Here is a 12,232-nt window from a genome sequence, read left to right on the forward strand (position 1 = left end):
CGAAACGGGGTAGCGTCGGCATCATGGCCGCGGGACGCCTGGTCGGGATCTACACCACGCCGATCCGGGGTACCCGGAGGCGGGCCTGTGAGGCTGTTCGAGTGATCGAGGGTCACGGCCTCGAAGGCGACCGCTACGCCATCGGCACCGGGACCTACTCCGCGCGCGGTGGCGCCGGTCGTGCCGTCACGCTGATCGAGCGTGAGGTCATCGCCGCCGTGGCCGCGGATGCCGGGGTGGCTCTGGCCGAGTGGGAGACCAGGCGAAACCTGGTGACGGAGGGCGTCGCGCTACTCGACCTCGTCGGGCGGACCTTCCGCATCGACGACGTTGTCCTGCTCGGTGCCCGGCCCTGCCCACCGTGCTCCTACCTCGAACAGCTCACCCGCCCCGGGGTCTGGAGCGCGCTACGCGACCGGGGTGGCCTGCGCGCCGACGTCGTGCGTGGCGGCACCGTCCGGATCGGCGCGACGATCATCATCCCGCACCGGGAGGCCGAGCCCGTCGACGCGGTCGCGCCGGATCACGCGGTTGTGTCGGGTGCGCCCGCCCCGACCGGTGGAGGATAGCGCCACGCATCCGGGTCAGTACCGCCAGGCGGGATCCCGGTGTAACCGGGCTGGTTCTTCAGTAGCCCGACGCGGGCGGCCACGCCGAGACTGTAGACCAGCGCCCGGACGCGGGCGTCGATCTCGTCGCGGATCGACCGGATCTCCTCGAGCGCGCACTCCGCCGGATCATCCAGTTTCCAGGTGAGGTAGCGCGTGTCGGGGTAGCTGGGAACGGCGTCGTCGCATCCCATGTTGATGACGACGATGGAGTCGCGGACCATCTCGTTGGTCAGTCGCTTCGGGGACTCCCGGGACAGGTCGATGCCTACCTCGGCCATGACGGTGACGACTCCCGGGTGGATGGCCGGGGCCGGGGCGGTGCCGGCGGATCGGGCGCGGAACAGGCCACGACCATGTCGGTCGAGCAGAGCGGCGCCTATCTGAGAACGGCCCGCGTTGTGAACGCAGACGAACAGCACTTCGGGCGGACGAGCCACGAACGCTCCTGGTCGGCCGTGCTGGAACGGTGGGATAACGGGTTGCCGGGGGGCGTCGGAATGTATTTTCTTCGGATCTGGATGTTGGGTGTTTGTTTGAATGTTGATGTTCGCGGGCTTCCATTGTAGCGGGTGTTGGGTATGTCTTGGTGAGGCATCGTCGAACACGGTTTCGCCGGGTGTGGCATCGCGGACTGTGATTTCATGGGCCGGATGTTCGCGGACTGCGAGTCTTGCCGACGTGACCATCGCCGACCGCGAACGTCGCCGGTCATTGTCAACAACATTCTGATAACACTGATGTAGTCGTTCGAGTCAGCCGTGGGTTGCCAGTGGCATACTCCCACGGGTGTCACCGGGTGCTCCCCGCGGGGATGGGTACGGTGCTCCCCAAGGGGATGGGTACGGTGCTGGGCACACCGCGGCCGAGATCTACGCGGACTTCGTCCGCCGGGACGGTCCCGGTCGGAACTTCTCGGCCGTCATCACCGCCATCCGCGAGGGCGCCCTGGGTGCCCGCCACGACGGGGAAACCGCAGGAGGAAACCGCAGGACCGTACTCGGGGCTCGGGGCATCGGGCGAGGGTCAGCGCCGCATCAGCAACGAGCCGCCCAGGAGATACGACCCGACCATCTCGAAGTTCGTCGGCGCCAGGGTGATGTGCGCGACCACGGTGTGGATGTCGCGGAAGCAGCGGTCGAGCCGGCCGGCCGCGCCCAGGGCCCTGGTGCCGGCCAGGCCGTGCAGGGTGTCCACGGCCTTCAGGGTGTTTTCGCCGCCGGCGGCGGCGGCGAGCCGGATCAGGGCGCTGAGCTTCTCCCCGCCGATGAGGCGGGCACTCGCGTGGCCGGCCGCATCGTCGAGCAGCAGTTCGCCCGCCCTGACCAGGGCCGCAGCGCGGGCGATGCCGGCCTGAACGGTGTGGCTGGACGCCAGCGTCTCCGTCCCGCGGGCAGGAACCGCGCTGACCGCCAGCCCCGGGAAGGCGCTCAGCGCGTCCTGGGCGATGCCGAGCGATGTTGACGCGGCCGTGAACGGGCCGAAGTCGTAGTACGCGATGGGGTAGCCGCGCGAGGGCCGGGCCGCGGGCAGCCGGCGCAGCAGCCCGCCGTCGACGGTGTGCTCCTCGGGGACGAAGAGGTCGTCGACAGTGAAGCTGACGCTCCCGGTGCCGCGCAGCCCTATCGTGAACCAGTCGTCGGTGAAACGGGCGGCATCCCGCGGAACGAACATCATCCGGGTTGTGGGCGGGGTCGGGGCCGACGAGTCCGCCATACCTCCCGCGGCTACCTCGCCGGCCGCGCTGGTTTCGGTGACGAGTGAGGCGCACACCAGCCAGTCGGCGTGGGTGGAGCCGCTGGCGAAGGACCACCGACCGCGTACCCGGTAACCGCCGGGGACGGCCTCGGCGTGGCCCGACGGGTTGATCCCACCGACGACGAGACCATCGCTCTCCCGGAACATCCGGCCGGCCGTCTGCTCCGGGAGGTAGTCCGACATTCGGCCGATAACGCCCTGGACCCCCATCTGCCAGGCGACGGAGGCGTCGATCCGGGCGAGCGCCTGGAGCACCGCGGAACCGGTCCGGACACTCACCCCGCCACCGCCGAAGGCCGGGGAGACCCACATCCGGTGGATGTTCTGCTCACGCAGGGCATCGATGACGTCGGGCGGCGTCATTCTCTCCTGTTCGGCCTGTTCACGGTGCTGGACCAGGACCGGGGCGACTTTTTCGACCCGGGCGAGCCAGTGCCTGGTCTCGTCGTCGGGGTGGGCGGGGCCTGGCCAGAACATGTCACGCATCCACTCTGATCAACCGCCTGATCTACTGACGGCAAAGCTCCGACTGAAACCGCATCTACGGATAGATCATAGCAATTTCTACGTAGATACGGATCGCGAAAGCGATAAGGGGCCGTGAGAGCGGCCCAGATGACCAGGGTTTCCCCGGCTCCCCGGCTCTGCGGATCTGCGCGTGACTTCATCCGAGCGGTCGGCGCCCGGGTTTCTCGCGAGGGTTACCCGGAAGAGGTGGTCTGGGCGGGACGCGGTGCGGCAGGCGGTGCGGGACGCCACGCACAGTTCACTTTTTCGCTTCCGGAACGGGGGCCGACGGCTGCCCGGAACCTGCACTGTGATGGTCGACGTCGGGGGACTGCAGCCATACGGACAGTGACAGGAGGGCTGGGCGAGATGGCAGAGGAACGCGTGCCGAACCGACGGGACGTGCTGGCCCGAGCGACGGTGGCGTCACTGGCGGCCGCCGCCGGCACCGCCGTAGGGGTTCCGGCGGCGCGGGTCGCGGACCGGGCCCCGGGCCAGGTGCGGGGTGGCCGGCCCACGTTCACCTCCGGCGTGCAGTCCGGCGATGTCACCGCGGACAGCGCGGTGGTGTGGGCACGGGCCGATCGGCCGTCGGCGCTCGCGGTCGACGTGGCAGCCACCGAGAGGTTCACCGCCGCCCGGCGGGTCGGTGTCGTCCGGGTGGGCGCGGCGACCGACTTCACCACCCGGACTTCGCGATCTGCTCCGGGGACACCGTGTACGCGGACGGGCCGCTCCTCCCGACGGTTCCGCTCGCGGACGGCTCGGTGTGGCGCAACCTCGTCGTCCCGGAGAAGTCCAAGGTCGCCGAGACCCTCGCGGAGTACCGCGGCAACTACCGGTACAACCTGCTCGACGCAAACCTGCTCGCGTTCAACCGCGAGGTGCCGTGGGTGTTCCAGTGGGACGACCACGAGACGCTCAACAACTGGTATCCCGGTGAGATGCTTGACGATTCCCGGTACAGCGAGAAACGGGTGGACGTCCTCGCGGCGCGCTCGCGGCAGGAGTTCCTGGAGTACACCCCGTTCATTCCCGGTCGGGCCGGCCCGGGCGGGGTACCGGTACATTCGCCTGTAAAAGGATAACGGGTCCTGACGTCAACCATGCCGTTCGCGGGCAGGTACCGGTTCGCGAGCGTGGAACCCGGCGGGGAGGTGACGGGCATGGGTGACATTCTGGTCGGGACAGCTTCCTGGACGGACCCGACGCTGCTGAGGTCCGGATGGTACCCACCGGAGGTCACCAGCGCCGAGCAGCGGCTGCGCTACTATGCCCGGCAGTTCCCGCTGGTCGAGGTCGACTCCACCTACTACGCGCCGCCGGCGGAGCGGACGGTGCGGACGTGGGCGACGCGCACCCCGGCCGACTTCACCTTCAACGTCAAGGCTTTCTCGCTGCTCACGGGGCATCCGACTCGCCCGGGCGCGCTGTACAGGTACCTGCGCGACGTTGTCGGGCCGGATCGGAGGAACCTCTACGTCCGCGACCTGGACGCCAACGTCGTCGACGAGGTGTGGGAGCGGTTCCTCACCGCGCTGGCACCGCTCACCGAGGCCGGCAAGCTCGGCGCCCTGCTCTTCCAGTTCCCGCAGTGGTTTCCGATCAGCGCCGCGAACAATCGCTACATCCTGGAGTGCCAGCGCCGGTGCCGGCCGGTGCGGATCTGCGTGGAATTCCGTAACCACACCTGGATGGACGAACGCAACCGTGAGGAGACACTCGATTTCCTCGCCTCTCAGGCGATTCCGTACGTGTGCGTCGACATGCCCCAGGGCTATCCGAGTTCGATTCCGCCGGTGCTCGCCGCGACTGCCGATCTCGCGGTCGTCCGGTTCCACGGTCACAGCGAGCGGTGGACGAGCAAGGACATCCACGAACGCTTCGGCTACCGCTACAGCGAGGACGAACTGCGCGCATGGGCCCCGAGGATCCGGGAGCTGGCGAACGGCGTCGCCACGACCCACGTCCTCATGAACAACTGCTATGCCGACTATGCGCAGCGCAACGCCAGACAGTTGGCCGACCTGCTGGCCCGGCTCGACTCTCGCGAGAACCGTGGTCGTCGGAGGGACGAACAGAGTTCCCGTTTACGTCCCAGAGTCGGTGGCAGGGCGTCACGCTCGTTGGCCGACTTGTCCCAATCCGGAGCCGTTGGGGAGCCGATCGGTTACGATCCGCCTGGGTTGCAGGGCGGGAGGTGATCCAGTTTGGCGGAGCCGGGAACGTCGGCGCACTATGAGCGCCTCGCCGACGCGTACGACCAGAACTGGACCTACAGCGACGCCTTCCTCGACTGGATGGCCCGGGAGATGGCCGGGGCGCTCACCCTGACCTCCCACGATCGGATCATCGACGTCGGGTGCGGGACGGGACTGTACACCCGCCGGGTTTTCGAGATCGTCCGGCCGTTGACGCCGATCCTGTGCGCCGACCCGTCCGAGGGGATGCTGAGCCAGCTGCCTTCGGATCCCGGTCTTCGCCCGGTGCACGCCTCGGCGGAGCAGCTCGTCGGCGCGGCCAGCCCCGACGCGACGACGGCCGTCGAGCCCGGTTCGCTCGACGTGGTGATGATCAAAGAGGCGATCCACCACGTGGCCCCCGCCGACCGCCCGCGGGTCATCGCCGGGCTCACCGACCTTCTCGGCGACGGCGGCCGCTTCCTCATCGTGATGTTGCCGACTCGGATCTCGTACCCGCTGTTCGTCGCGGCCCTGGAGCGGTTCGAGGAGCTGCAGCCGGACCCTGCCGACATCGCGGACCACATGCGCGATGCGGGCCTGACCGCGAGTCTTACGTACCGCGACTACCCGTTGAGCATCCCGAAGGACCGGTACCTGGCGATGGTGCGCAGTCGGTACATGTCGTTGCTCTCGACGTTCGAGGATGACCAGATCGAAGCAGGCGTGGCCGAGATCGACGCCTGCCATCCGGAACCGGTGCTGTTCTTTCCCGACCGGTTCGCCTTCGTGCTCGGTACCCGGAGGAGGACCGTCTCGTGACCGAGACCGTCGATGACCGTCTTCATCGGCTGCAGGGCGAGCTCAACGGTCATGATCGGATCGCGCGACATCTTGGTCTCGACTTCACCCGGCCGATCAAGTCGTTGGGTGACGGCTACCCAGAGAACACCGTCTCGCTCATCGGGAAGATCGCCGAATGGCTGCTGAAGCAGCTGTGGACCTATCATGAGGTTCCGGGCGACCCGTCCGGCAAGGCGCTGAACGATCTGATCAAAGGTTGCCGGCCGCATATCCGCAGCACCAACGTCATCAACGCGTTCACCGACATCCAGCGGCTTCGGAACCGCTCGTCGCATGACGGTTATGAGATCGCCGAGGAGGACGGCCTTCTCGCCGTGCGCCGGCTCTTGGACGTCTTGGACTGGTTCACCAGCACCGGTGTCACCGCGATCATCGGTGACGCGCCCAGCCTTGATCTGCTAGTCGAGCGGAAGGCCGAGTTCCTCTCGGGCCTATACGCGACGCTGGGGTACAAGGCGATCAAGCGGTTCGAACTGTCCGAGAGCACCGTCTACCAGCTGTTCTGCCGGCAGATCGGGTTGCAGGCCGAGTATGTGGAGATCATGCTCAGTTGCAGCCTGGAAGAGCTGAACCAGCTTCTCACCACGACCGGCGGCGAGATCCTCAGTACCCAACTCCCGAAGCACACCCGGTTCCTGATCGTCGCGGACGAGCCGTCCGAGGATGTGGCGCCGTTCGCGGACGGTGAGATCCGCATCGTGGCCTACGAGCGGTTTGTGGAGAGGATCGTCGACGTACCGTCGCACCTGTCCGCCCTGACGGTCAGCTACCCGGAGACGAGACCCCGTGACGTAGAGCCGCTCAGGATTGCCGGGGATGTGCTGGAAGCGGACCAGCACACCGGCGAGATGACGGTCACCGAGACGCCCGACGCCGGGGAGATCTTGCGCCGCCTCGTGAGAACCTCGGCGAACATCCTCGTCATCGGTGGTCCGGGCAGCGGGAAGACGACGCTGCTGAAGCAGCTCGCGGCGGACGGTTCGGAACCCGCACGGCATCGCTACCGCTTCTACCTGGACATGAGCCTGAAGGAACCCGAGGAGGAGTTCGGTGACTTTGTCACCCGGACCCTCAACCCGTACATGACGGTTCCGCGGAACCGGGTCTTCGACGTCTTCCTGTACCTGATCCGGGCCGGCTCCGTGCTGTGCGTGCTCGACGCGATCGATGAGGCGGTGCCGAACACGAGCCTGGAGGCGTTCCTCGGTGTGTTCTCCGACGTCTCGCAGGCGCTGTCGGCGGAGTCGACGGTCGTGATGTCGTCCCGCTACTCGTTCCTCGCCGACTCGCCCGAGGTCCGCCGGCTGCTGAACAGCTCGTCGCTGATCTCGGAGCAGCTCGTCCAGCAGCTGCACGCGAACGGCGTCGATCCGCTGGAGCTTCCGCAGTTCAGCGTGGTCCGGCTCGGTGACCTGAAGCTGCACGCGGACGAGCGGGTCTACTCGGTCTCGCCGCTGGAACTGCGGCTCGCTCAGCAGACCGGCCAGCTCGCGCGGAGGCCCGCCGCGGATGCGGCCAGGCACCTCGTGGACCTGGTGCCGGCCCGCATCGGGCAGGTCCTGAACACCGCCGGGCTCGCCGATCTCCGGCCCAGGCTGGAGAGTTACTTCGGCCCGGCATTCCTGGCCGATCAGGCGGTGTTCACTCTGGCGGACCTCTGCACCCACGTCGGCATCGAATGCTTCGCCGAGGGACGGGTCACGCTGGAGACGTTCCTGCTCGCGCCCCTGTTCCGCCCGGCCGGCGCCGGCACGGTGGCGTTGGTGCACACCGTTTTCCAGGAGTATTTCGCCGCGCGCTACCTGCGGACCGCGGCCGGACGGGAAGCCGCGGGCAGCAACGCCGAACCGATTCTGACCGAGCAGGTCCGGGAGTTCCTCGTCCACCTCGGCGCCGAGACGATCCCCGCGCCCCCGCGGACGCTCCCGGCAGCGACGTACCTGGTCGGGCCGAGCCACCGCCTCCTCCTCCGAAAGATCGAGAAGCCGGTGCTGTTCGACGAGTTCCCCGTGACGGTCGGGCGGTACAAGGCGTTTCTCGCCGCGGTCGCCGAGCAGGGCTGCGCGCAGTGGGATCATCCGGGCGCTCCGCCAGGCCACACCCACGAACCATGGCGGGAACGCTTGCGGAACCCGGAGTACTTCACCGATCCGGCGTACGACAACTACCCGGCGAACTGCGTTAACTGGTGGAGTGCCTACGCCTTCGCCCGCTTCGAGGGCAAGCGGCTGCCGACCTGCGTCGAGTGGGAGGCCGCCGCCCGGGGCACGGACGGCCGGCTGTTCCCCTGGGGAGACGACGTCGACCTGGCCGCGGTCAACTGCGCCGACGCGTGGAGCGGCCGGCCGTTGGTGACCTACGAGGTCTGGAAGCAGGAGATCGACGGTGGCCGGTTGCGGGACTGCGCCCCGACTCCGGTGACCGATCATGCGGCGAACCTGTCCCCGTTCGGGGTGCACGGCATGTCCGGCAACGTGTGGGAATGGACCGAGACCGTGTTTGACGGGATCAACTCTGCGGTGATCTGCGGTGGCTCCTACGACAACCCGTACCGGGCGGTGCAGACCTCGTCGAAGGCCCTGTACCTACGCCGGGGCAGCAGTAACGCCGTCGGGTTCCGCTGCGTGCGGGAGGTCGCGTGACCATGACCGGCGTGCCGGACAGCGGGCAGCGGTTCGGCCGGATCGTCGATCGCCAACCGCTGGGCAGCGGACCCCACCGGGTCACCGCGACCTACCTGGTTCGCGACGACGAGACCGGCGAGATCCACGGCTTCGACTACAGCGACATCGTCACCGAAGGATTCCGCACGATCATCGTCGGGGAGCGTGTGCGTTTCGAGGTCGCCCCGTCCACCGGCCGAGCCCATTTCGTGATCAGACTGGACCTTCCGGAGGTCGACGAATTCTACCGGTAGACCGTCCGGGACGGCATTCCTTCGTGGTCGTCTGTCCCGCCTTCCTCACCGGCACCCCGGACTGGCCGGAAGGTCCGCTGCCGTTACGCCACAAGGAAATCGAAGCGACCACCGCCGCGCGCAGCACCTATTTCAGCGCCGCCTGCACACGCATCCTCTACGGCACGCCTGACCGGCCGAGCCGCTGGCAGCGCACCGCACCCACCGGCGAGACGAACAACCCGATCTTCGGTACGGAGATCCTCCTACCCGACCCGGACCGGCCGGACCGCGCCTTCGCCTTCGTCATCGTCCATGTCCGCGTCCATGTCCACGTCCAGACCGGCGGGTCCGAGCTCCTCGACGTCCTGCGCGCCGTCGCCGGCCGGCGCGGCAGTGCGACCCCACCCCCTGACCTTGGCTCGGCGCTGCCCACCTGGGCCCGTCTGGCGCCGTCGGCCCGAGGGTTCACGATCGCGTTTCTGACCTTCCCCACCCTTCCCGAAGCCGACCCGCCGCGACCCGCTGACGCCGTCCGAATCGACTCCTGGTCGACCGCGGACACCTGGCTGTGGCATCTCGCGTCCCGTACCGCCAACGCCGACTACCCACCGGATCCCGACCACGCCGACCAGCTCCTCGACGGACGAGTGATCCTCTCCGCCGACTGGCGCGGGCTCGTCACCCGGGACGGCGCCGCCTTTCTCGGTCTACGCCCCGACGACGGCGCCGATGATGCGTTCTTCGGCTTCGCTCAGCTCTACGCCCACACCACCTACCTCGACGCGGTCCTGATCGGCATGATCCAGAACGCGGCCATCACCGAGATGATCGACGAGGCGGCCCGCGCGTTCGAAGCCCAGGACCTCACGCGTCATCTCGCCCGTCTCGAAGAACGGGCCGCCCGATTCCGCAACATCTACTGGCTCCGGGACGCCAGCGCCCACGGCCCGGCGAACGACATCCTCACCGTCTACCAGGCACAGCACCATCTGCCCGAGCGGTTCGACGCCGTGCTCACCGAGATCGTCGACCTGAACCGGATCGCCCAGACCCAGGAGGGGCAGCAGGTCGGCGCGGCGCTCGGCGTCCTCACCGTCGTCGGCCTGCCCTTCGGCGCCGCCTTCGCGGTACTCCAGGTCCTCGGCGCGAACTCGGCGCGAGACCTCCTCATCGGCGTGCTCGCCGCGCTCGCCGGCTCCGGCGCCCTGCTCCTCACCCGGTTCGGCCGGCTCCTGCTCCGCTCTCTCCGGCAACCGGAGTAACGGGCTCACGAAGGAGAGCGGAACCTCGGCCACGCCTCGGAAAGGGGCGCTCCGTCGCCAGCGCATCGGGACGGCGGCGGAGCTTGATAGTGTGACCGCACAGTTAACTGGACGGCCACGGCGTTTTTCGTCGCACTTCCACCGGATCTGCGTTCGAGCCAGCCAGCCATCCTGTCTCGCGATAGCCCGGCGTGGGACCATCGCCATGCCGGCGTGTCGTGGGCCGCGCAATCCGTTGTCAGTATCGCCATGCTGGCAGATTCGGTGATCTCGCGTTTCCGGCCCGCCAGCATGACGACAGAGGAGACCTGGTGAAGGCAGTCGTCCAGGAGCGGTTCGGCCCGCCGGACATCCTGCAGCTGACCGATGTCGGCATGCCCGAACTCGGGCCGGATGACGTACTGGTTCGGGTGCGGGCCGCCGCGCTGAACCCGTACGACTGGCACATGGTGCGAGGCGACCCGCTCGTCGCGCGACTCATGCCCGGAATGGGACTGACCAGGCCGAAGCGCCGTGTGGCCGGGATCAACGCGTCGGGCGTCGTGGAGGCGGTCGGCGCGAACGTGCACGTGCTACGACCCGGCGACGAGGTGCTCGGCTTCTGCCCAGGCGCATTCGCCGAGTATGCCCGCGCCCCGGCGGACACGGTGGTACCCAAGCCGGCCGGCCTGACCTTCGGGCAGGCGGCGGCGCTCCCGATTGCCGCGACCACCGCCCTGCGGGGGATCCGCGACATGGGTGGGGTCCAGGCCGGGCACCTGGTACTCGTCAACGGGGCCGCCGGCGGCGTCGGTACATACGCCATCCAGATCGCGGCCGCGCTCGGCGCGGAAGTCACCGGGGTGTGCAGCACCCGCAACGTCGAACTGGTCCGCGCGCTCGGCGCCACACACGTCATCGACTACACCACCGATGACTTCACCGACGCGCACGCCCACTACGACGTGATCCTCGACAACGTCGGCAACCGGCCACTGAGCCGGCTGCGCCGGGCGCTGACCCCGACGGGAACCCTCGTGCTCAATGCCGGCGGTTCACCCGGCCACGTCGTCGGGGCGGTCGGCTGGATGCTCCGCGCGATCGTGGTCAACGGCTTCGTCCGGCAGCGGCTCCGACCGCTGCCCACCCGTCAGGATCAGGCGGAGCTACTCACCCTCACCCGGCTCGTCGAGGACGGGAAGCTCACGTCGGTCATCGACCGGACGTACCCACTGGTCGACGTCGCCGAAGGTCTGCGCTATCTGGAACGCGGGCACGCTCGCGGCAAGGTCGTCGTCACCACGGCATGAGCGGCTCTTCGCGGTACGGCGGATTCCGTGTGTCGCCGCGGAACCGCAGCACCACCGACTGGGTCGGGCTGGCCTGATGTGTCGGCAGGCTGGTGACCAGGTAGGCGACCTCGGTCTCGGTGGCTTTCACCCCGCGGCCGACCAGCCAGCGGGCGGTCTCGGTCTGGGTGTGCAGAGCATCCGCCTGACCGGCATCGGAGGCCCATTCGCCGATCGCGGTGAACGACCGCGCGTCAGCGAGCACCGCGCACGTCGCCAGGGTCAGCACCACGGCCAGGCTGTGCCGTCTACCTCGGGGTTTCCGCGGGTCCGGGACCCGGCCGAAGACCGCCAGCAGACCCGTCACCGACGACGGAGGGTAATGACCGTCGGCGACGGCGGCAGCCAGCTGATCGAGAGCAGGGGCAGGCGGCGATACTGGGACGGCGGGCACGACATCTCGGGTTGATCATGACGGCGTAGGAACCTCCATGATCTCCAGGTGTCGTGCCCGTACCCCTGAAACCCCGGACCCGGCGTCAGCCTCTCGCTGCACAGTCCCACCAGAAACCCCAGCCAGCACCGATCACCTGCGCGTCAGCAAACTTGCCGAGGCGTGTGCCATGAACGACGAAGGAGTGCTGATGGGAGGGTAGGGCGTGCTCTGGAGTTGATGCTGCGCGAGAGATGAAGGTATGGCCCTTCGGAGTCGCCCTTCGGGGGGAGGATTCAAACCGCCACATGCTGCGTTGGCTGAAGACCGTCGTGGTGAGCGATGTGGAAAAGGCGCCGGAGAGGCGTCAGGTGGGGACCAGGAAGATGAGTGAACCCGAACCGCTGTTGACGTGTCGTAACAAAATAGGTGACATCGAAACCGTGGCATGGC

At 68.2% G+C, this 12,232-nt stretch carries 11 protein-coding genes and 1 pseudogene; 9 read left to right on the forward strand and 3 right to left on the reverse strand.

What is annotated here, in order from left to right:
* Window positions 1-23 precede the first annotated feature (23 nt).
* Window positions 24-569, forward strand: a complete 546-nt coding sequence (locus AC08OU_RS06395) for an MOSC domain-containing protein (RefSeq protein ID WP_462203297.1) — start codon at window positions 24-26, stop codon at window positions 567-569.
* On the opposite strand, the gene AC08OU_RS06400 is transcribed toward AC08OU_RS06395, so the two are convergent.
* Together AC08OU_RS06400 and AC08OU_RS06405 are read right to left on the reverse strand one after the other, a co-directional pair.
* On the reverse strand, window positions 524-1,048 hold the full coding sequence (locus AC08OU_RS06400; protein WP_476592497.1) for an arsenate reductase ArsC: 525 nt from the start codon (window positions 1,046-1,048) through the stop codon (window positions 524-526). The genes AC08OU_RS06395 and AC08OU_RS06400 overlap by 46 nt on opposite strands.
* A 586-nt stretch (window positions 1,049-1,634) precedes the next feature.
* Window positions 1,635-2,843, reverse strand: coding sequence for an acyl-CoA dehydrogenase family protein (locus tag AC08OU_RS06405; protein ID WP_476599053.1), 1,209 nt, complete (start codon window positions 2,841-2,843; stop codon window positions 1,635-1,637).
* 399 nt (window positions 2,844-3,242) lie between these two features.
* Between AC08OU_RS06405 and AC08OU_RS06410 the strand changes: the two are divergent.
* The 8 genes and pseudogenes from AC08OU_RS06410 to AC08OU_RS06445 form a co-directional block, all read left to right on the forward strand.
* Window positions 3,243-3,506, forward strand: a pseudogene (locus AC08OU_RS06410) (PhoD-like phosphatase N-terminal domain-containing protein); the annotation flags it as partial.
* 83 nt (window positions 3,507-3,589) lie between these two features.
* Window positions 3,590-3,961, forward strand: a complete 372-nt coding sequence (locus AC08OU_RS06415; protein ID WP_476599040.1) for an alkaline phosphatase D family protein — start codon at window positions 3,590-3,592, stop codon at window positions 3,959-3,961.
* A gap of 78 nt (window positions 3,962-4,039) precedes the next feature.
* On the forward strand, window positions 4,040-5,077 hold the full coding sequence (locus AC08OU_RS06420; RefSeq protein ID WP_476599042.1) for a DUF72 domain-containing protein: 1,038 nt from the start codon (window positions 4,040-4,042) through the stop codon (window positions 5,075-5,077).
* A 6-nt stretch (window positions 5,078-5,083) separates the two neighbouring features.
* On the forward strand, window positions 5,084-5,875 hold the full coding sequence (locus AC08OU_RS06425) for a class I SAM-dependent methyltransferase (protein ID WP_476599044.1): 792 nt from the start codon (window positions 5,084-5,086) through the stop codon (window positions 5,873-5,875).
* The gene (locus tag AC08OU_RS06430; RefSeq protein ID WP_476599045.1) at window positions 5,872-8,559 is read left to right on the forward strand and encodes an SUMF1/EgtB/PvdO family nonheme iron enzyme; all 2,688 of its coding nucleotides are present in this window, start codon (window positions 5,872-5,874) and stop codon (window positions 8,557-8,559) included. Before AC08OU_RS06425 ends, AC08OU_RS06430 begins: the two co-directional genes overlap by 4 nt.
* A gap of 2 nt (window positions 8,560-8,561) precedes the next feature.
* Window positions 8,562-8,834: a hypothetical protein gene (locus AC08OU_RS06435; RefSeq protein WP_462188237.1), complete on the forward strand. Its 273-nt coding sequence runs from the start codon at window positions 8,562-8,564 to the stop codon at window positions 8,832-8,834.
* Between the two features lie 23 nt (window positions 8,835-8,857).
* Window positions 8,858-10,078: a hypothetical protein gene (locus AC08OU_RS06440; protein WP_476599047.1), complete on the forward strand. Its 1,221-nt coding sequence runs from the start codon at window positions 8,858-8,860 to the stop codon at window positions 10,076-10,078.
* Between the two features lie 311 nt (window positions 10,079-10,389).
* Window positions 10,390-11,367 carry an NAD(P)-dependent alcohol dehydrogenase gene (locus AC08OU_RS06445; protein WP_476599049.1) on the forward strand — a complete coding sequence of 326 codons (978 nt, stop codon included), beginning with the start codon at window positions 10,390-10,392 and terminating at the stop codon, window positions 11,365-11,367.
* Here AC08OU_RS06445 and AC08OU_RS06450 read toward each other — a convergent pair.
* The gene (locus AC08OU_RS06450) at window positions 11,354-11,800 is read right to left on the reverse strand and encodes a transposase family protein (RefSeq protein ID WP_476599051.1); all 447 of its coding nucleotides are present in this window, start codon (window positions 11,798-11,800) and stop codon (window positions 11,354-11,356) included. The two genes, AC08OU_RS06445 and AC08OU_RS06450, sit on opposite strands and share 14 nt — an antisense overlap.
* Window positions 11,801-12,232: the final 432 nt, after the last annotated feature.

The organism is Frankia sp. CcMO1, assembly GCF_977945845.1.